Source organism: Candidatus Poriferisodalis sp., assembly GCF_965203655.1.
Lineage (GTDB): Bacteria > Actinomycetota > Acidimicrobiia > Acidimicrobiales > Poriferisodalaceae > Poriferisodalis.
Map to the genome: position 1 here is coordinate 130386 of NZ_CBDBDD010000005.1, position 20364 is coordinate 150749.

The following is a 20364-nucleotide window of genomic DNA, read 5'->3' on the forward strand; positions in this document are numbered from 1 at the left end:
TTCCCGCGTCTCAGCTCAGCTCAGCTTGATGCCGTAGTAGCCGGCGGCTGCGATCTCGTCGACCTTGGTCCGGTAGCGGGGCGCTCCGCCGAAATAGGCCTGGTAGCGGACGCTGCCCTCTTGGTGGCCGGCAACGTTGGAGTTGTAGCCGGTGAACCAGCCCTTGCTTCGACGGAACAGCATTCGTTCATGGGCACGGATCACCTCGTCCACCCATTCCTGCTCGGCCCCGAGCTCGGCCTCGGCCCTGCTGTAGCCGTTCTCGAGTGCATGGGTCACCAAGTCGGTGACCCAATCCACTCCGGTTTCGATCGCCCGGGGAAAGTTCGTCGATCCCGACACGCTCTGGGGTCCGGCCACCATGAACAGGTTGGGGAACCCGTGCGAGAGCACGCCGAGGTACGTGCTCGGCCCATCCCGCCAGCGCTCGGCGAGCGAGGTGCCGTCGACCCCGCGAATCTCCACCCGGTCGTACGCGCCGGTGATGGCGTCGAACCCGGTGGCGTAGACGATCAGATCGAGGTCATAGTGAGCGCCGCTGGTCTGAATGCCAGTCCGCGTGAAGTGCTCGATCGGTGTCTCCCGCAGGTCGACCAACTCCACATTGGGACGGTTGTAGGCCTCGAAGTAGTGCGTCTCCAGCGGCAGGCGCTGGAGCCCGAAACCATGGTCCGTCGGGATCAGCTTCTCCGCCACGGCAGGATCGTCGACCCGGCTGCGGATGCGATCCGCGATGTAATCGGACAATTCCCGGTTGGCAGCCTCATCGAAGAAGATCTCCGCGAAGTTCGCGGCCAGGATGGCGAAGCCGGACTGCGAGTAGAGCTCGTCCCAAAAGGCGCGGCGCTCGGCCGCCGTCTTGTCCCAGAACCCCCACCGCGGCACGTGCTCGAAGCCGCCGGGCGAGGCTGCGCAGTTGGCGAAGATCTCGTCGTAGCGGTCGCGGATGTCACCCATCTCTGCTTCGGAAATCGGCGAGTTGTTGAGCGGCGTGCTCCAGTTGGGACGGCGCTGGAAGACCTTGAGCTCGCCGACCTTGTCGGCGAGCTCGGCGATCACCTGGATCCCCGTCGCCCCAGTGCCGATGACGCCGATCCGACGCCCTTCCAGCGCAACCGGCTCGGCAGGCCAGAAGAAGGTGTGAAATGCCTCGCCCTCGAATGCGTCCATGCCGTCATAGCTCGGCAACGTCGGTGCCGACAGGGGGCCGAGGCTGGTGATGACGAAGCGCGCCGTATGCGAACTGCCGTCGCTGAGCCGCAGATGCCAGTGCCGTGCACTGTCGTCCCACGCCATCCGCCCGACTCTGGAACCGAAGCGCATATGGCGACGAAGGTCGAACTTGTCGACCACGAAGTTCAGGTAGCGCAGATTCTCCGGCTGGGACGAGAAGCGCTCCTTCCAGTGCCACTCGTCGAGTACCTCCTTCGAGAAGGAGTACCCGTACGTGTAGCTCTCGGAGTCGAACCGGCAACCCGGGTAGCGATTGCGGTACCACGTGCCGCCGAGATCATCTTCGCCCTCGAGGACGACAGCATCGATGCCGAGGTCGACGAGCCGCTTGATCTGGTAGATGCCGGACACTCCGGCGCCCAGCACCACGACATCGCTGTGCCGTGCACGTTCCATCGGATCAGTCCGCTGCCGCAGGCTCGAAGCCGACTTCCTTGCCGCGGTTGATGCTCACCCAGTCGCGTGCCTCGAGGTACGGCCTGAAGGTGTCGAAGATCTTCTTCTCGTCACGCGGCATGTGCTGGATCTCATACAAGTGCGGGAACTCCAGCCAGCCCAGCACCAGGTCCCACATGCGCAGCGCCGCTTCGCCAGTGGGCGGGTCGAGCAGCACCGGTCCGAAGATCGCTGTGTCGCCGAAGTACAGCGTGGGCACGCCGAAGCCGCCCGAGTCGATGACCCGCTGGTGCTCGGCCTTGATCTCGTCGTGGGTGCTCTCGTCGTCGATGGAGAGCTCCACAATGCCGGGATCGGCCCCGATCTGTTCCAGCAAGTGCCGGGCGACGTCGGGATTGTGGGGACGGTTGCCGTCGACATGGAGAGCTTCGCCCGACGCCGCGTACCACTGGTCGAGCAGGTCCATCGATTCGCGCCGCAGGATCGCCCCGATGCGCATCATCGACCAGCCGTAGCTCCAGTCGCGCTCCCAGGGATGCTTCTTGCCCTCGCGCAGGTTCACCTCTTCGAGGCTGAAGAACTTCCAGTTCACGGTCAGCCCCAACTGGTCGCGCACGTCGCGCATCCAGATGGAGGTCTGGTATGCCCAGGGGCACATCACGTCGAAGTGGAAGTCGACCTCGGTGGGGCCGTCGTAAGTCTCAGGAGTGATGGTCATGCGGGGGTCTCCAATTCAGCCGTGCTGTGTCTTGCGCGCCGCTCAACCGCGGCCGTGACGCAGCAGCTGGCCAGGTGTTGCGCCGGTGCATTCGCCGGATTCGAAGGTGACCTCGCCGTTGACGATGATCTGGTCGTAGCCCTTGGCCCGCTGGACCCGGCGCCATTCGCCGCCCGGCAGGTCGTGCTCGACGTTGCCGATCCACGGCGGATCGATCTCGAGTTCTTCCATGTCGTAGACCACCACGTCCGCGGCGGCGCCTTCACGCAGCGTGCCGCGGTCCTTGAAGCCCGCAGCGTGGGCCGCCAACGCCGAGAGCCGGTAGTGCGCTTCCTCCAGCGTCACGGTGCCTTCGTCGCGCACCAGCCACGTCAAGAAGTCGGTGGTGTAGGAGCCGCCGCTGAAGAACTTGGTGTGCGCGCCGCCGTCGGAGACGCCGGGGATGGCGTACGGCGACTGCATCATCTCGCCCATGAATTCGGCGTTCGAGCCCTTGTCGGGGCCCAGGAACTCCACGTTGAGATCGCCTTGCAGGGACAGGTCCAGCATGACCTCGATGGGGTGCTTGCCTTGTTCTTCGGCGAGATCGCCGACCGAGCGGCCGACGTACTGCTGCATGTCAGCCTGACGATTGACGCCCTGGACGATCAGGCCCTTGGGGTTGCCGCCCACACCGGCCTGGATGACCTGCAGCCGGCGGTCGGCTTCCTCGGCCTCGTCCACGAGCGCCTTGCGCAGTTCCGGATCGGACATCTTTTCGATCTTGTCCTCCTTGGAGCCCGTGGTGACCGCACGCCAGGCGGGGGAGGCGTCGTAGAGGTTCCAGTGTTCGAGCGTGAAGGCGAAGCCAGCGCGCCCGGTGCCGCACTGTGCATAGATCGGCAGTTCCTGGTTCCAGCACTTGTCGATCCAACGCAGCGGCCGCCGGTGCACCTCGGGATCCTTGCGGGCCGGTGCGACGACGTTGTGCAGGATGGGTCGACGTGCTGCTGCAGCGAGCACTTCGAGGAACTTGATGTCGGCGCGGATGTCGCCGGTGCCTTGGGTGATCTGGATGAAGCCCTCGTCGCGCTCGGCCAGCACGCGCGCCAAGTTCAGGATGTCCTCGTCGCACATGATGTCGGTGACCATGGGGGAGCCGTCGAAGTCGGCCTGCACGCTGTCTGGGCCGAGGCGCTGGATGGAGAAGCCGCACAGGCCCGCGTCCATGCCCTCGTGCAGGAGGCGAGCCATTTCCTTGCGCTCGGCTTCGGATGCCGGTTCGCCCGCCTTGGCCTTGTCGAGGCCCATGACGTAGGTCATGAGCGACGCCGTCGGCATGTACTGGATGACGTTGACGCCCTTGGGGGCGCGGTCCAGCGAGTCGAGATACTCGGGGATGGTCTCCCAGTCCCAATCCATGCCCAGCCGCATCGACTCATAGGGGATCGCCTCAGTACGAGTCATGGTGAGCATGGAGCGGTCGCGGAACTCGGGCTTGACCGGTGCGAAACCGAACCCGCAGTTGCCGAGCACCACCGAGGTCACGCCGTGGTAGCCCGAGATGGTGCACCACGGATCCCAGCGGATCTGGGCGTCGTAGTGGGTGTGCAGGTCGACAAAGCCGGGCGCCACGATTTTGCCGGTGGCGTCGATCTCCCGCTTCGAGGTGCCCTGCGGGCGGCCGCCGAGCTGGGCCACTTTGCCGTCGCGGATCCAGACGTCGCCCTTGTAGCGAGGCACCCGCGTTCCGTCGACGACTGTCCCGCCCTTGATGTGAATGTCGAACTCAGCGCTCATGGCATGCCCCCGGTGTGCTCGCTTCGATCGGTCCGAGCCGGTACCGGCGGCGCCTGTGTCACGCCAGTACCGAACCTTCACGCTACCCAACCGGTTCGAACGCTGCCGGGACGTTGCCGCGTAGTGAGCTCCGCACAGACCTAGGCTGCCGCCTCGTTTGCCGACCCTCTCAGGCAATGAAACTCACTGCACAGCGCAAGCACGTCCTCGCCGCCTCTGCGGCGCTCACCTTCGCGGGCCTCATAGCGGCCAGCGTTGCCGTCCTCGTAGCGGGCGGCGCGGCCGACATCGACGGTCTCGACCAGCATCCGCACCAGCCGGAATCCTCCGTCGAGATCACCGACGCTGTTGCCGGTGTGCTCGAGGAGGCCGCCCCGGCGCCGGCGCCTCCCGTCATCACACGTCGTTACCGCGAGCCCAGGAGCACGACCAATTCGGTGGGGGAGCATCCAAACGTGCTCGCCGAGCCAAGCCAGACCGAGACCGACGTCGTCGAGCCGGTGCACGCACTGCCACTCGAGCTACCCGAGGGCGGGCAGGCCGAGTGTCAGGAATTTCGCGCGCTGATCGGAAACGGCAGGGATTGGAATGTCGATGTCGTGCTGGCTATGGCCTGGCGAGAGTCAAGATGCGACGCCCAACTGGTCTCGATCACTAACGATTGGGGACTACTGCAGCTCAATGCCACTTGCTGGGCCGGCACAGCCATCGACGGATTGCCAGAGATACACAGCCTGCCCGATTCTGTCGCCCCGGCGAATCTGCGATGTGACGGTCGCACACTCTCGACACCCGCAGCCCAGTGGTGCTACCGGGCCAAGGAAGCTGCGTACGACACCGGGGATCTGCCCTCGTCGCCGTGCGACGCCTGGCTGGATCCCACTGTCAATGTCACTGCCGCCTACGAACTATGGGAGCGTTACGGCTGGCGACCCTGGTGCTTCAACGACGAGATGCGCGCCACCCCTGCCTGCCGCGCCGCAGGAGAGTCGCTGTAGGGGGACGGTCTGCCCCTAGTGGGCGGGGCCGTGCGCTCTCTGCGGCAGAATTCCGACAACTTGACATAATGTCTATTATCGGCGTATTCGATCCGGCCCAGAACCAGCCCGAGAGCTCCAGCGATGGCTCACGCCGCGTTAGATGTCGAGTGCTTGGCCGTAGTCGCGACTGTGCTTCACGATGAACTCGCGGCGGGGCTCGACTGCGGCGCCCATCATTACCGAGAACGCCTTGCGAGCCTGTTCCTGGGATCCGCGTGCCTCGCCGAGGCTGATCTTGCGCAGCACTCGTGTCTCGGGGTTCAGCGTGGTCTCGTACAGCTCGCCGTCATCCATCTCGCCCAGTCCCTTGAATCGGGTGAGCCGGTAGCGGCGGCCGGCGGCGTCAAGTTCGGCTACGAGTGCCTCCCGTTCGGCCTCGGAGTACACAAAGCGCTTCTCGGCGCCGATCGTGAAGGCATGGGTCGGCGGCTGGGCCGCGTACACGCGACCCGCCTCCAGCAGCGGGCGCATGTAGTGGTACATGAGGGTGAGCACCAGGCAGCGAATGTGGCTGCCATCGACGTCTGCATCGGCCAGCAGCACCACACGCTCGTAGCGACATCCATCTGCGTCGAAGTCCGGGCCCGAACCGGCCCCCAGCGCGGTGAACAACGCTGTCGCCTCTGCGTTGTCGAGCACGGCGCGCAACGTGCCCTTGCCGGCGTTCACCACCTTGCCTCGCAGCGGCAGCACCGCCTGCCAGGCGCTGTCGCGGGCACGTTTCGCCGGCCCCGCCGCAGAGTCCCCCTCCACGATCAGCAGCTCCCCTTCGGGATGCAGCCGGCAGTCGGCCAGTTTGTCCGGCATCCCGTTGCTGCCCAGTGCGGCTGCCTTGCGTCGCTGGTCGAGCGCCCGTCGCGACTCGACCCGATTCAGCACGGCGTCTGCCAGCTTGTCGATCAGCGCACGCACGTGCACCTTGCGCGAACCGGGAGCGCTGCCGTCGAACCAGGCTCGCAAGCCCTCTCGCACCACGTTGGCCACGATCCGCTGCACCTGTGGGGTGCCCAGTTCCCGCTTGGTCTGGCCGCGGAACTGCGGCTCGGCAAAGGTGGCCCGCACTACCGCGACCAGGCCCTCTTGGGCATCTTCGCGCTGAGCCCGGGCATCGTCCTTGAGGCGTCGCAGCTTGCGAGGATCGGCCTCGGTCAACGCGGTGTTCACCGATGCGGTGAGCGCCCGCTCGAACCCGGCGATGTGTGTGCCGCCCTCGGGAGTCGGGATCGTGTTCACGAAACCGACGATGCGAGTGTGATACGAGCGAGTCCAGCGCATGGCGATCTCGACATCGCAGTGACGTTCGACGTCGGTGAGCTTGCCGTCCACCGGAACTCGCTCGGTGAACGACTCCGAGCCGGTCAGGCGGATCAGCCCGGTCACCGGCTCTTCGTCACCCGACAGCTTGTCGACGAAGTCACCCAGGCCGCCGCTGGACACGACCTCCTCGACAACGGCTGGGTCCCGGCGGCGGTCAGCAATGGTGATCTTGACCTTGGGCACCAGGAAGCAGACCTGTTCGATGCGCTCGCGAACCTCATCGAAGTCCACCGTGGCGGCGGGGTCGAAGATCCCCGTGTCGGGCCAGAAGCGCACGCGGGTTCCCGTGCGCCCTGCCGAGACCCGCCCGACCCGCTTGAGCTTGTGGCTCGCTCGGAAGCGACCGGCGCTGTCGGTGTGGCCGGCGACGCGGTCCTTGAACTCCAGGCGGTGGGTGGCGCCCTTGCGGTTCACGTCGACTTCCATGCGGCTGGACAGCGCATTCACCACCGAGGCGCCGACACCGTGCAGCCCGCCGGAGGCTCCGTAGGCCCCGTTGCCGAACTTGCCGCCTGCGTGCAGCTCGGTGAACACCACCTCGACGGCAGTGATGTTGTCGTGCTTGACGTCGATCGGGATGCCGCGGCCGCGGTCGACCACCTCGTAGGAGCCGCCGTCATGCAGCGTGATCTCGATCAGCTTGCCGTGACCTGCCGCCGCCTCGTCGACGGCATTGTCGATCATCTCCCATAACAGGTGCGTCAGGCCGCCCGAGCCGGTGCCGCCGATGTACATGCCGGGGCGCTTGCGCACCGCTTCGAGTCCTTCGAGCACCTCGATGGCGCTTGCGTCGTAATCGGGCATCTTCCCGGACATGGTCGGTGTGCGGACCCCGCTGGTGGTCGATGGTGACGATGGTGCCATCAGAACCGGTACTCCCCCAGCGCGAGGATGCGTTCGGCGATGTGCTTGGCCGGCCCGTTGCGCCGGGTCGGCGAAAGATCGGGGCGCTGCGGCACCGGGTCGGGGGACCCGATGTCGTCGTGGGGTGCCACGATCGCGGCGACCTGCCGGTTGAGACCCACCCATCCGTAGGCGACCTGCGTCTCGAAGCCGGCCAGTTTCACGGTCGGCGAACCGGCAGTTCCCCGTCCTCGTGAGGGAATGTCGGAGATCTCGGTGACCTTCACTGCGCCTTCGTCGGTCACCAGCACCACCACGGCCCCGAAGGAGACTGATCCAGCCGCCACGACAGTGCTGTCAGCTCGCAGCTTGATGCCGGCGACACCGGCTGCGCCGTGACCTCGCACGGTGAGCGCATCTGCCCCGAACCGCAGCACGTGACCCGTCGTGGACACGAGTGCCAACTCGGAACCGTCGGGAGCGTCGAAGGCAGCAACGACACGGTCACCGTCACCGAGCGAGATCACCGTGTTTCCGCTGCGTACCGAGGCGAGCGACCCAGCATCGAGGCGCTTCGCGACCCCGGTGCGCGTCACCAAGGCGATCGGTGCGCCAGCGTGGCCGAAGAGCGCCACCGGCTGCTCGCCACGCGCCAGCGAGAACATCTCGCGCACGGGTGCACCCCGACTCCCCCGCAGCATCTCGGGAACCGAACGCACCTCGGTGCGCAGGACCCTGCCCCGGTCTGTCACCAGATGTACGACATCGAAGTCCGAGGCGGTCGCCGTCGCCAGGAGCACGTCGTGGCGGCCTGGCTTGGCGTTCAGGGGATCCTCCTCGTGGCGGCGGCCCAGCAGCCCCGACGTCGACAGCGTCACGAGGCTGGTTCGTTCGTCACCGTTGATGTCGCGCTCCAGGTCGAGGGTTCCTTCCGCGCTCCCCTCCCCCACCGCCAGCGCAGAGCTCGCCATCTCATCGCGATGGCTGATCTGGGTTCGACGCGGCACCGCGAATTGCTCAACCAGTTCGTCCAACTCACGCTCGACGATCGTTCTCCGCCGAGCGTCCGACGCCAGGATCTTGCGGTAGCCGTCAATGGCCTCGCGAACGTCGGCCAGCTCATCGCGCAGGCGCTGTGTCTCGAGCGCCGTCAGCCGCCGCAGCTGCATGTCCAGGATGTGGTTGGCCTGGATCTCGGTGAGGTCCAAGCGCGTCATGAGCTCGGCGCGTGCAGCCGCCACGTTCTCCGCGCCCCGGATGATCGCGATGACCGCATCGATGTTGTCGAGCGCAACCAGCAGGCCCGCCAGGATGTGCTCGCGCTCGGTCGCCCGGTCCAGCCGGTACTGGGTGCGCCGGACGATCACATCCAGCCGGTGCGCGATGTAGTGCTCGCACAGTGCCAGCAAACCGAGCTGTCGGGGCACCCCGTCCACCAAGGCCACGTTGTTGATGCCGAATGTGTCCTCGATTGGCGTCAGGCTCCACAGGCTCTCCAGCACGGCATGCGCATTCACGCCCGGCTTGGTTTCGATCAGCAGCCGCAGCCCGTGGTTGCGATCCGAGAGATCGTTCACCGCGGCCACGCCCTCGAGGCGCCCGCTGGCCACCAGCTCGCGAATCTTGGCCTGCACCCGTTCGGGGCCGACCATGTAGGGCAGCTCGGTCACCACGATGCCGTCGCGGCGCGCAGTCAGCGGCTCGATGTGGGCCTTCGCCCGGATGCGAACGGTCCCGCGGCCGGTCTCGTAGGCCTCTGCGAGCCCATCATCGACGATGACGACCCCACCGGCAGGAAAGTCGGGCCCGGGTACGTGGGCCATGAGCTCGGCGATCGTGGGCTTAGGACGGCGCTGGCGCAGTACCAGTCTCAGGACGGAGCAGATCTCGGACAGGTTGTGCGGCGCCATGTTGGTGGCCATGCCCACTGCGATGCCGCTCGCTCCGTTGACGAGCAGGTTCGGCAGCAACGCCGGCAGGCACGCCGGCTCGGTCCGTTCGCCGTCGAAGTTCGGCACCAGATCGACGGTGTTCTCGTCGATACCAGTCACCATCGTCATGGCGGCCGGGCTCAGCCGAGCCTCGGTGTAGCGGTAGGCGGCCGGTGGGTCGTCGAGGCTGCCGAAGTTGCCCTTTGGCTCTACCAGCGGCACCGACATGGCGAAGTTCTGACCCATGCGGACCATCGCCTCGTAGATGGCGCCGTCGCCGTGGGGGTGGTACTTGCCCATGACCTCCCCCACCACGCCGGCTGACTTGCGGAACGGCGTGCCGGGGCGCAACCCCAAGTCGTCCATCACATACAGGATCCGGCGCTGCACAGGCTTAAGGCCGTCACGGACGTCGGGAATCGCCCGCGCCGTCGTGACCGACAGCGCGTACGGCATGAACGAGTCACGCATCTCGTCAGCGACATCGATCTCGTGGATCTCGCGTGCAATCGTCGTCGGTGCGGTCGGTCCGGCCATCGTCGAAGCCCCTTTCAGGGACTGGAGGTATCGCAGAACTGCAGGCGTGCGCGAACACGCCCTCAGCGCCGGAATGAACCGCTGTGGCGCGGGGCGATCCGGCGGCTGCTTCCGAGAGTACGACTGATGCCCGATCCCGTAGCGGTTATTTCTCGCGGCTCTGAGATCCGGCACAGAGGGCACTCGTGCCGTCACCGGGGGGCACACCACTAGCCTGCCGCGGGTGTTGGTGAAGGCGCTGTGAGCCGTCGCCTCGAGGTCGAGTTGACCAGCCGGCGTGACGACGGCTCGTGGACGTGGCGTGCTGCAGGCGCGAAGCAGCCGAAAGGCGTGCTGAATGGCGACTTGCTGCCAGCGGGCGCCGGCGAGGGCGATGTGCTGCGCGTCGACGCCGACTTCGAAGTCGATGGCATCTTCGTTACCCAGGTGCTCCCGCCCAAGGCCCGCAGCGGCAAGCCTCCCGCCGAGCGCATCGAATTGATCGGCCCACCCGATCGCGGAGCTGGGACGACCACTGCCCGGGTCGGCGGCCGCGGGGGACGCAAGCGGGACGGTGAGGGCGGTCGCCCCAAGCGCCGCTCGGGCGAGCGCCGCGACCGTGGCGAGCGCGGACGCCGTCGGGAGCGCGACGGCGAGCGTCCCGCCGCATCCGGGCGTGACGGCGACAAGCGACGGCGAAGGCGGGACCCCGATCGGAGCCAACGCCGGGACGGCGACGCCAAGGGACGCCCACCCAAAGATGCATCCGATAAGCAGAAGGCCCCCGCTCCCGAACGGCCCCCGCGCCCCAAGGCCCGCAAGCTTCGCCCCGGCCGCAAGCACCGTGAAGCGCTGATCGCTGCGCTGCCTGCCGAGCAGCAAGTGGTGGCTGAGCAGGTCGCCCGCGGCGGTCTCGCGGCCGTGCGGACCGAGATCGAGGCGCAGAACCGCAAGGCAACCGAAGAGGGCACACCCGAAGTGCCAGCGGAGGGCGTGCTTGCCCTGGCGGAATCGCTGGTCAGACCATTGCAGATCGCCGAATGGCGAGACCGTGCCGATGCAGCGCTCGCCGGGATCGACCGAGCTGACCTGCGCGACTTGCGCTCAGTTCTGGTGGCCGCCGAGGACTACGCCCGTGATTCCGAGGCTCGGGAACTGGCCGAGCAGATCAGGGCTGGTCTGAACGAACGCGTCGAGCAGAGCCAGCGTGAATGGCACGACGAGCTGCGCTCCACGCTGGCCGACGGTCGTGTCGTGCGTGCGCTGCGACTCAGCTCGCGGCCGCCCAAAGCCGGTGCTCCGTTGCCGCCCGAGATCGCCCAGGAACTTACGTCGCAGGCCAATGCGGCACTCGGAGCCGGCGCCTCACAGCACCGGATTGCGGTGGTGCTCGAAGCGGTGGCCTTCTCGCCCGTCCGTCCCTATGTCGTTCTGCCCGCCATCCCAGCCGAGCCGACCCCCGAGCTGCTCGGAGTAGCTCGGAAGGTCGCCACTCGCCTGCCCGAAGTGGCCACCGCGCTCGGAATTGACCCCGCCGAGGCCAGCCAGCGCAGCCAGCCACGGCGCGGCCGCGGGCGCCGACCGAAGGCGGAGCAGGCGGAGCCAACTGAACAGGCTGAGCAGGCCGAAACGGCCGAACAGCCCGAAGCGGCTGAGCAAGCCGAGGAGTCCGAGTCCGTCGACGCCGCCGCCGCGACCGCAGACGAGTCCGACGCCGAGAGCGATGACAGGGTGCCAGCAGAGGCCGACGACGACGATGCCGACGCTGGAGGCGAACGGCCCCAAGCGAACGAGAGCGACGCGACGGGCGGCGACTCAGCCGCTGAGGACGTGGCGGTCGAGGAACTCACGCATCCCGCCTGAGAGTGGCAGAGCACCCTCCCGTACCTCCGCGAAGCTCACGAACCGGGCTTCCGCCGCATCATCCCCGGCCACCGGCTCGGCATCGGCGTCGCACTCCACCGCGTAATCCAAGATCACGAAGTGCAGGCTCTCGCTGACGTGTTCGGTCACGCCGACCAATTCGCCGCATCTCGCGACGAGCCCGGTTTCCTCAGCCAGTTCACGCTCGACTGCGTCGCTCAGGCGCTCCCCAGGCTCGACACGCCCGCCGGGAAACGCCCACAAACCCTCGCCCGGCGGGCGGCCCCGACGCACCAGCAACACCGAACGCTCCCGGACGGCGATGCCGCCGACGCACACCGTGGGAACCGGCCGGCTCATTTTGTGCGAAGCGATGTCGGAGCATCCGGCTGCAGCGATCGGTGCAGCACCAACAGCCGTGCAGTGAAGCCGAAAGTCTCAAAAAAGTTCTTGGTGGCACGATTGCCGGGTAGCGCGAGCGCGTCCACGCCGACGCAGTTCTGCTGCTCGCACCACAGCAGCGCTTCACCGATCAGTGCCTCGCCGACGCCAACCTCCCGGGCACCCCGAGTGACATACAGATCGGTGACGCGACCCAGCGTCTCGCCGGTCTGCAGCGTCTCGACCGCCGCCACGGCGTAGCCCACCGGAGCGTCGTCGATCACGCCGATCCACACGGCGCAGTCGGGATCGCCCAGATCGGCTGCCAGGCTCTCCTCGAACGGACGCCCCCGCACCTCCCGGCGAGACCAAACCCAGCCCCCTCGGGCGTCTTCCTGTTCGACCACTGCCTCAGAGGCCATCTGCGCGAGCGCGCCCAAGTGCTCGGGCCCGGCAGGGCGGGCAACTATGTCCACCGGACCATTCCCAAGATTCCGGTCTCCATTCGGCGCAATCCTCAGGCAGGTTCGGCAGAACGCCGCCGAGCAGTGGCTTCCTCGGCGCCCAAGCGTCCCAGGATCCCCTCGGACACATCGACGTGCGACAGCATCGCTGCGACTGCGTGGTGACCGGCCACCTCGGAGATCTGCCGGTACATCTCGATCACGATCCGCCGGTAGTCGGTGTGTCCCTGGGGCTGTGACCGCAGCTCGATCATGTGCATGGCCTCGCGGGCGTTGAACTGCATGCTGTAGCGGACGCGGTAGGCCATGGCCACGGCGTAGGACGCCTCCAAGGCGCCGACAGTCTCGGCCACGGTGTCGTAGAGCTCCGCCGACAGCTCGATCACATCGTCGTAGGCCTCCCCCCCACCGGCTGCATCCACCAGTGCGGGAACGGCATACCCGTGCTGGGGTCCCAGCGGCTGCCATTCGATCGTCAGCAGGCGGTGACGCTGCAGGTCGCGGAAACTGCCGTAATCGCCGAGCACGTCGAAGCGATAGTCGAGGCGCTCCAGCCCCCGGCCCGGCCGGTGGCGGCGGTTCGTGCGCTCGCCGCAGTAGCGCTGCACCAGCTCCATGCGCTGGGCTTCGGTCATGTCGGCCACGCGGGCCGCGATCTGCGACTCCGGGAGCGAGGTGTACGGGTACAGCATGGCAGCGAGCATCTTGGTCTCGCCGTCGGGATCCCAGTCGGTGAGCACAACCTCGGCTACCGGCTCGGCGACCTCGTCCGCGAACAGGTCCGCTGCGAACTCCGACATCGAGTTGCGGTTGGCCTCGAGGTAGTCGGACCACACCACCCCCCGATCGGGCTGGTCCACCCGCCTCAGGAACGACGGGATGACCTTGCGCAGCTCGGTCAGCATCATCTGGGCGTAGCTGCGGGCTTCTGGCAGCGGGTGCGCCCGCATCCGCAGCAGCAGCGCCTCGTACGCCTGCCCCGTGCCGAAGATGCCGACATTGGACAGGCTGGCGGCCGGCAGCAGTCCGCGTGCCGAGTCGAACGCCTGCGCACGGATGGCTCGGCGGCGCGCAAGGTCACTCGTGCCGGGCGTCGCGTCGGGATGCTCGGTCAGCCACTCGGTCATCCGGCGGACCATGTCGCCGTAGGCGTCGAACATGCGGTCGACGTCGCCGACGAAACGCGTCCCGGCACGCGAGCTCATCACCGAGGGGGGGCGGTAGTACCGGTAGCGGCCACCGAAGCGCTCGTCATAGGCGAGATAACGGGTTGACTGCTCGAGGTATGACATCAGCCGTCCACGCTCGAGCACCTTGGTCAGCAGGTTCGACGCCTGCTCACACGCCAGGTGCACGGCCCCGAGCTGTGCGACCGAGTCGTCGCCGTACTCGACGAACACCCGCTGGTAGAGCTGCTCGGCCCGTGCGACGCCCACGGTGGCGTCGATGGTCTCGTCACCGGAGATGTCGAGGTCGTCCACGAATTCGTCGAGCAGCAGCCGGCGCAGGCTCTTGTGCGTCCTGGAGTAGCGGGCGAACAGCGCCCCTTTGACCACCTCTGGGAGGTTCACGAGCGCAAAGACCGGTTCACGCAGGTTGGTGACATAACGCCGCAGCACGTCCTGTTCGGCAGGAGTGAAGGTTTCCGCGTGGTAGTGGATCACCGGCGGGGAAGGTTGCTTGGCGGCACCGCGCCGATGGTATGGCCCCAATCGGGTGCATCCGCGGATCGGCGGCCTGCGGTCGCGATGTCAGAAGACGATTTCGGCGCCGTCGGGAACCACCTCCACGGACAACTCCCGGCACCTGCCTACCCGCTCCCCGTCGAGCCACAGCGCCATCGGCCGTTCGAACCGGAACTCGGCGCTCGCCACGCGGCGCACCGAGATCGCCGGGTGCGGTACGTGAGTCCCCGAAGGCAGGCGTCTACGAGCCGCCAAACGATCCCCAAAGCCCAAGCTTGGCCCATTGATCCCGGTTTCGAGCACGTGCAGTCGCCCGTCGTTGGGATGGGCTGCCGGTGCCAGCCGCCACGTTCCGGCGCGATCGGCATTCATGACGGCGACAAGGGATCCATGCCACCACGAATTGCGTGTGATCACCCCGACGCATGCCCACAGGCTGTCACCGTCGGCTGTCACAGCGATGAGATCGATAGGTGCCGTGTGGGCCTGGTCTGAGCGCACGCGTCGCGCGCCGCCGCTGGGTGCCCCGACCACCTGCCACAGGTCGCCACCGATGACGCCAATCGGTTCATGATCACCAGTTCCGGCACGCTGGGAGGTGATTTCCCTGCGCAGCTCGCTGTTGCTGGAGGCAATCGGCGCCCCCGACGGCAACGATGCCGGCTTGCCCCACGGCTCGCCGCGCCGGATCGTCATCGCAGCCTGCGAATACGTGTCGTCACCGCTGTGGGTGAGAATCCCCCGCCCGTGTGCACCTCGACCGGCCCAACCGGCGGTTCGTCGGACACTCGCGCCGCGGCCGCCACCACGTCGCGATCGAGCGCAGCGCGTGCGGCTGCAGCTGCACGGCGGGTACCGGCCGTTGGCGCTACATCCGCGATGCGGTCCACGAGGTCGATCAGCTGTCGCATCTGGCGCACGAAGTCACCTCCCGCGGGCGCGTCGCCGCCTGCGAGGTCGGACCGCCACAGCTCCACATACGTCGCACCCGCAGCCCAAGCATGCGCTGTCGCCAAGAACGCTGCGTCGGGCGGGCGAGAGAGCACGAGACTGTGGCGGCGCTCAGCCTCGGAGATCTCAGCAGCCAGTTCGAAGATCAGCCCGGTGCGTTCCCGGCACTCATCGTCGGGAAAGCGCGGTGCGGGCGGCGGCTGGCTGGAGCGGTGCTCGTAGGTCAGCACCGAAACCAGGCCGGCCATCTGGGCCGGCGTCAGCCCGTCGAAGAGTCCATCTCGCAACGCCAGCACCGTCAGCAGATCTGCTTCATGGAAGACCGAGCGCAGGCACTCGCCTGACGGCGTGAGAGACCAGCCGTCCGCGCACCCGAACTCGTTCAGCACCTGGTTGGTGGCGTCGAGCTGGCGGGCCAACCCTCCCTTGGCAATCTTGATGCGTTCCTTCATCCGGCCGACCCTGGCCCCGACGCGCTCGGCCTGCTGCTCTGCCTCGGCGAGCGCCCGGTCAGGGCGCCGGTCTCCTGGACGCCCGCGTTGCCGCCGGCCTCCGTGGGGGGGTCCCCGGTGCCGGCCGCTCCCCGGTCGGTTCGGGGATCGGCCGCCGCCCATCGATCGCACCCGCGCCCGCGCTTCGCGCAGCGCCCGACGCTCGACCTCCAGAGCTGCAAGCCATTCGTCGATGCGCCGGTCGGCACGCCATTGGGCGAACGAGCTCCGCACCAGCTCGATGGCCTCGGAGTGGGTTCGGCTGGCGATCAGGTTGGCCACCATGTTGTAGGTCGGCCGGAACGACGACTCGAGCTCGTAGTCGTCACTGGCGGCAAGGCGTGCCGTCTCTGCGAATGCCGTGTGCGGGTGCCACAGCGTGTAGGCGTAGCCGACATCGTCGATGCCGCGACGGCCCGCCCGGCCAGTGAGCTGTGTGTACTCGCCGGGAGTCAGCATCGTGAAGCCTTCGCCGCGGAAGCGACTGAGCTGGCTGATCACCACCGAGCGGGCCGGCATGTTGATGCCCAGCGCCAGCGTCTCGGTCGCAAAGACCACGGCCAGCAGCCCTGCTGTGAAGCAGTCCTCGATCGTCTCCTTGAATGCCGGCACGAGACCGGCATGATGGGCCGCAACGCCCGCCTGCAGGCCATCCAGCCAGTCCTCGTAGCCCAGAGCATCCAGATCGCCGCTGCCCAACGCGGCCGTGTGTGCCGCAGCGATCTGGCAAACCCGATGCTGCTCGGCGGCGTCGAGGAATGCCGCTCCGTCCGCCACCAACGTCCGAGCGGCGTCGTCGCAGCCCTGGCGAGAAAAGACGAACACGATCGCTGGCAGCTTGCCGTCGGCTGCGAGATGCTCGACGATCTCCGAACGCCGCGGGCGCGCTGGCCGCGTGCCCCCCGAACGCTTGCGCCGGTGACCTCCCGAGCGTGAGCGGGCCCGCTCTTCCCACCGCTCAATCTCTGGGTTCGCACGGCCGTCCTGCAGCGTCGGAAGATCGATGACGCGCCGGCTGTGCCGCTCGTACAGCAGGAATCGATCCTCAAGCGGCACCGGGCGCGCCGCTGACACGACCGCTTCGCAACGCCCGGCAGCCACGTCAATCCACGCTGCCAGCTCAGCGGCATTGCTGACTGTCGCCGACAAGCACACCAAGCGCATGTGCGGCGGCGTGCCGATGATGACCTCTTCCCAGACGGCCCCCCGGTAGGGGTCCTGCAGGTAGTGGATCTCGTCCAGCACTGCGATGCCGAACTCGGCAACATGAGGCGACGAGGCGTACATCATGTTGCGCAACACCTCGGTGGTCATGACCACCACATCGGCGTTGGGCCGGATGACGTTGTCGCCGGTGAGCAGTCCCACGCGATCAATGCCCAGCCACGATCGCAGGTCGCGCAGCTTCTGGTTCGACAGGGCTTTGGTGGGAGTCGTGTAGGCGGCTCGCTGGCCGGCCTCAAGGGCCCGCGCTATCGCGTACTCCGCCACCAGCGTCTTGCCTCCCGATGTCGGCGCGGAGACCAGCACCGAACTCCCGCGCTGGAGAGCCTCGAACGCCTCGACCTGGAAGCCGTCGGGCGTGATGCCCCGCGCCGCCACATGGTCCGCCAGCAGCGGCGGCAGCGTGGCACCGTTGCCGCCTTCAACGCTGAACGCTGGCTGGTTCTGTGTGTGGGTCTCGCTCACGAACCGGAGTCCGCAACGCTGGCGATCTCGTCCTGTGGTTCGCCCCGGAGATCATCAGGGGGCTCCTGGCCGCGGCGTCGACGCAGGCGAAACGGCCCGGCACCGCCGCGTCGTCGCAGGATCAGGAAACCGACCAAGATCGACAGCTCGTAGAACACGTACAGCGGCACCGACAGCGCAGCGAGCGTGAACGGGTCGCCCGAGGGCGTGATGATCGCAGCACCGGCGACGATGCCGACGATGGCATAGCGGCGGGCCCGATTGAGCTGCCGCGGGGTCACAATCTCAGCGAGCTGTGCGAACACCAACAGGATCGGGAACTCGAAGCCGATGCCGAATGCCAGCATCATGAACGTCACCAAGCCCAAGTAGGCACCCGGCCCCAGCAGCGGATCCACGACATCCCCGCTGACGGAGATCAGAAAGTCCAACGCCCGCTCGAAGGTGAAGTAGGCGAGTACTACACCGGACGCGAACAGCCCGAATCCGACGATCACGAAAGGCACCGCCCAGCGCTTCTCGCGCCGATCCAAGGCCGGGGTGATGAAGCGCCACAGGTGCCACAACAGCACCGGCATGGCCAGCACGACGCCTAGGTACATCGAGACCTTGATGCGGGTGCGGAACCCTTCCAACGGCGAGGTGATGATCAGGCTGCAGGAATCCCCCAGCACGCTCGCCGGAGCGTCGCGGGCTTCCAGCACCCGGCAGTACGGGGGCAAGAAGACTGCCTCCAAGAGCCAGTCGTAGACGATCAGGCCGACGACCATGCCGATGCCGATCGCGACGATGCTGAAGATGAGCCGGTTGCGCAGCTCCGAGACGTGGTCCCAGAAACCCATCACCGACGGCCGCTGACGGCGTCGTGGCCAGAGCCTCACGCAGGTCCGTCGCTCGTCGGGCGATCCGCCCCGGTGTCGGCGGCGGGTTCTTCAGATGAGCCCGCTGCTGCTGGCTCAGCCTCGCCTGGTGTTGCGGTCTCGCTCGGCGGGTTCTTCGGCGGGTCGGCCGGCTCGATGATCGGCGTTGCAAGCGTGGCGTCCATCTCCTGGCGGACCGACGTGGAGAAGTCGCGTACCTGCCGGAAGGCGCGGCCGATGCCCCGGATGGCACCCGGCAGCCGCTTGGGTCCCAGCACGATCAGTGCCACGAGCACGATGATCAGCACCTCGTTGGGCTGCAGGCTCACGGCTCGATGGTAGAACCCGCGCCTGCCGATTCGGTTCTCACAGCCGAAGAGGCAGCACCCTGCGAGCAGCCCAGCGAAGCACGATCCCCAGCGCCCGCTCCCCCGCGACGCGGCGGAGCGACGGCACGTCGAGACTGTCGATGGCATCGCGAGCGCGCACGAGATCGGCCCGCACTGTTGTGACCGCATGAGAAACAACGTCCAGCGATGCGGCCGTGGCTCGCATCTGGGCGGCGAGCCGGCGGATCTGCAACGTGGCCACAACCACGAGCACAGCAAACGCAACAGCCGGCAGCAGCCAGATCAGGCCCACGGCACTCACGATAGAGCGCGAGATGCGGCCCAGATATCGGGCGCTTGCCGTGGATCTTCAACGGATCTGGATGCGTGCCGCTTGGGAGGGCGCCCGAATTGGCACGATAGGGGGGTGCCCCCGCAGCCGCTGCCGTCCCTGCGCACGCCCCCGATCACCTTCGCACATCGAGGCGGGCGCGCCCACGGCCCCGACAATGCGCTCGAGACATTCGCCACGGCGTTGGAGCTAGGCGCGACCGGTCTCGAGACCGATGTATGGCTCAGCAGCGACGGGCACCCGATGCTGGATCACGACGGGGTCGCCTGGCATCGGGGTGTTCGCCGGGCCTTCAGCTCGCTGCGCCGCGAACGAATTGGCGCCGGCATTCCCACGCTGACGGACATGTACGAAGCGTGCGGCGCCGACTTCGAACTCTCGGTGGACCTCAAGGACCCAGCAGCCGCTGATGTCGTCATCGAAACCGCTCGCGACGCAGGCGCCGAGCAGCACTTATGGATCTGCCACCGGGATTGGGGCCTGCTGACCGATCTGAGGAATCGCACGAGCGCCCATATCGTCGACTCGACCCGGGTCCGTCGCATGAAGGAAGGCCCCGAGCGCCGCGCCGCCGCCATGGCCGACTGCGGAATCGACGCGGTCAACCTCCCGGCGAAAGACTGGACGGGCGGGCTCGCGGCGCTCTTCCACCGGTTCAAGCGGTTCTGCTTCGGGTGGGATGTCCAGCACACCCGCTTGGCGGCAGGACTCCGCGCCATGGGCCTCGACGGTCTCTACGGCGACCACGTCGACCGTCTCCTGGCCGGCATCGCCTCCCGAGGCGATCCGCCCCCGCCCCACAGCAACGACGACCTCTGCGGGGCTCAGTCCGTCTGATAGCTCCCGGCGGAGGTCGTGTTCGCCGAGGGCACATCTGCCGAACGGCGTCACAGACCGCCGAGCCGCGTTGGGGGCCAGAAGCGCGCGAAGGCCCGACCGATGATCTCGCTCTCGGGGATCGGACCGAAGTACCGGCTGTCCTGGCTGGAGAACCGGTTGTCACCCATGACGAAGACGTAGCCGGCGGGTACGGGGACTGGCCCGAAGTCGCTCGTATACACCTCAGTCGAGAGATAGTCCTCGTTGACCGGCGTTCCGTCGATCATGAGCCGACCGTCCACCGCCCCGACACTCTGGCCACCGACCGCCACGACTCGCTTGACCAGTTCGGCGGTCTGCGGATCGCGCAGCTGATCGGGGGTGCGGAAAACGACGACGTCTCCCGGGCTGGGGTCACCGATGCGGTAGCTGAGCTTGGAGACCAGCAGCCGGTCGCCGATCTGAAGCTCCGGCTCCATCGACTCGGACGGTATGAAGAACGCCGCGACGAGAAACGTCCGCATCAGCAGCGCGAGCACCACTGCAGCCATCAACACCCACGACCACGACAGCAAGGTGCGCGTGCGCCGGCTCATGGCCCGCCGGATGCGCGGCGGGCGCTCGCGGCCGGACAGGCTGCAGCGGGATTCGGGCCTCACGGGCTCGTCGAAATCGCATGCGGGCTCCTCAGGCTCCGGCCCAGCAGG

General features: G+C 67.4%; 17 protein-coding genes. 3 read left to right on the forward strand and 14 right to left on the reverse strand.

What is annotated here, in order from left to right:
* Positions 1-15: 15 nt before the first annotated feature.
* The 3 genes from ACOGW9_RS04915 to ACOGW9_RS04925 are packed head-to-tail and all read right to left on the reverse strand — an operon-like array spanning position 16 to position 4126.
* Positions 16-1629, reverse strand: a complete 1614-nt coding sequence (locus ACOGW9_RS04915; protein WP_419908941.1) for a flavin-containing monooxygenase — start codon at positions 1627-1629, stop codon at positions 16-18.
* 4 nt (positions 1630-1633) lie between these two features.
* The gene (locus tag ACOGW9_RS04920; RefSeq protein WP_419908943.1) at positions 1634-2347 is read right to left on the reverse strand and encodes a DsbA family protein; all 714 of its coding nucleotides are present in this window, start codon (positions 2345-2347) and stop codon (positions 1634-1636) included.
* 42 nt (positions 2348-2389) lie between these two features.
* Positions 2390-4126, reverse strand: coding sequence for an N-acyl-D-amino-acid deacylase family protein (locus ACOGW9_RS04925; RefSeq protein ID WP_419908945.1), 1737 nt, complete (start codon positions 4124-4126; stop codon positions 2390-2392).
* Positions 4127-4302: 176 nt separating this feature from the next.
* On the opposite strand from ACOGW9_RS04925, the gene ACOGW9_RS04930 reads away from it, so the two are divergent.
* Positions 4303-5124: a hypothetical protein gene (locus ACOGW9_RS04930; RefSeq protein ID WP_419908947.1), complete on the forward strand. Its 822-nt coding sequence runs from the start codon at positions 4303-4305 to the stop codon at positions 5122-5124.
* Between the two features lie 138 nt (positions 5125-5262).
* On the opposite strand, the gene ACOGW9_RS04935 is transcribed toward ACOGW9_RS04930, so the two are convergent.
* Together ACOGW9_RS04935 and ACOGW9_RS04940 are read right to left on the reverse strand one after the other, a co-directional pair.
* Positions 5263-7287, reverse strand: coding sequence for a DNA gyrase/topoisomerase IV subunit B (locus ACOGW9_RS04935; RefSeq protein ID WP_419908949.1), 2025 nt, complete (start codon positions 7285-7287; stop codon positions 5263-5265).
* A gap of 59 nt (positions 7288-7346) precedes the next feature.
* A complete protein-coding gene (locus ACOGW9_RS04940; protein ID WP_419908951.1) occupies positions 7347-9794 on the reverse strand; it encodes a DNA gyrase/topoisomerase IV subunit A in 2448 nt (815 codons plus the stop codon).
* Positions 9795-10034: 240 nt separating this feature from the next.
* Here ACOGW9_RS04940 and ACOGW9_RS04945 point away from each other — a divergent pair, with 240 nt between their 5' ends.
* Positions 10035-11636: a hypothetical protein gene (locus ACOGW9_RS04945; RefSeq protein ID WP_419908953.1), complete on the forward strand. Its 1602-nt coding sequence runs from the start codon at positions 10035-10037 to the stop codon at positions 11634-11636.
* On the opposite strand, the gene ACOGW9_RS04950 is transcribed toward ACOGW9_RS04945, so the two are convergent.
* From ACOGW9_RS04950 to ACOGW9_RS04985, 8 genes are all read right to left on the reverse strand, one after another.
* The gene (locus ACOGW9_RS04950) at positions 11589-11996 is read right to left on the reverse strand and encodes an NUDIX hydrolase (protein ID WP_419908955.1); all 408 of its coding nucleotides are present in this window, start codon (positions 11994-11996) and stop codon (positions 11589-11591) included. The genes ACOGW9_RS04945 and ACOGW9_RS04950 overlap by 48 nt on opposite strands.
* A complete protein-coding gene (locus ACOGW9_RS04955) occupies positions 11993-12493 on the reverse strand; it encodes an N-acetyltransferase family protein (RefSeq protein ID WP_419908957.1) in 501 nt (166 codons plus the stop codon). Before ACOGW9_RS04955 ends, ACOGW9_RS04950 begins: the two co-directional genes overlap by 4 nt.
* 41 nt (positions 12494-12534) lie before the next feature.
* Positions 12535-14145: an FAD-dependent thymidylate synthase gene (locus ACOGW9_RS04960; protein WP_419908959.1), complete on the reverse strand. Its 1611-nt coding sequence runs from the start codon at positions 14143-14145 to the stop codon at positions 12535-12537.
* Positions 14146-14232: 87 nt separating this feature from the next.
* Positions 14233-14862 carry a hypothetical protein gene (locus tag ACOGW9_RS04965; protein WP_419908961.1) on the reverse strand — a complete coding sequence of 210 codons (630 nt, stop codon included), beginning with the start codon at positions 14860-14862 and terminating at the stop codon, positions 14233-14235.
* Positions 14859-17297: a DEAD/DEAH box helicase gene (locus ACOGW9_RS04970; RefSeq protein WP_419908963.1), complete on the reverse strand. Its 2439-nt coding sequence runs from the start codon at positions 17295-17297 to the stop codon at positions 14859-14861. Before ACOGW9_RS04970 ends, ACOGW9_RS04965 begins: the two co-directional genes overlap by 4 nt.
* Positions 17294-18178 (reverse strand): twin-arginine translocase subunit TatC, encoded by an 885-nt coding sequence (gene tatC, locus ACOGW9_RS04975; protein ID WP_419908965.1) that lies wholly within the window; start codon positions 18176-18178, stop codon positions 17294-17296. Before tatC ends, ACOGW9_RS04970 begins: the two co-directional genes overlap by 4 nt.
* Positions 18175-18486: a Sec-independent protein translocase subunit TatA/TatB gene (locus tag ACOGW9_RS04980; protein ID WP_419908967.1), complete on the reverse strand. Its 312-nt coding sequence runs from the start codon at positions 18484-18486 to the stop codon at positions 18175-18177. Before ACOGW9_RS04980 ends, tatC begins: the two co-directional genes overlap by 4 nt.
* Positions 18487-18523: 37 nt before the next feature.
* Positions 18524-18799, reverse strand: coding sequence for a hypothetical protein (locus tag ACOGW9_RS04985; protein WP_419908969.1), 276 nt, complete (start codon positions 18797-18799; stop codon positions 18524-18526).
* A 114-nt stretch (positions 18800-18913) separates the two neighbouring features.
* On the opposite strand from ACOGW9_RS04985, the gene ACOGW9_RS04990 reads away from it, so the two are divergent.
* Positions 18914-19675: a glycerophosphodiester phosphodiesterase gene (locus ACOGW9_RS04990; protein ID WP_419908971.1), complete on the forward strand. Its 762-nt coding sequence runs from the start codon at positions 18914-18916 to the stop codon at positions 19673-19675.
* 50 nt (positions 19676-19725) lie between these two features.
* On the opposite strand, the gene lepB is transcribed toward ACOGW9_RS04990, so the two are convergent.
* On the reverse strand, positions 19726-20253 hold the full coding sequence (gene lepB / locus ACOGW9_RS04995; protein ID WP_419908973.1) for a signal peptidase I: 528 nt from the start codon (positions 20251-20253) through the stop codon (positions 19726-19728).
* Positions 20254-20364: the final 111 nt, after the last annotated feature.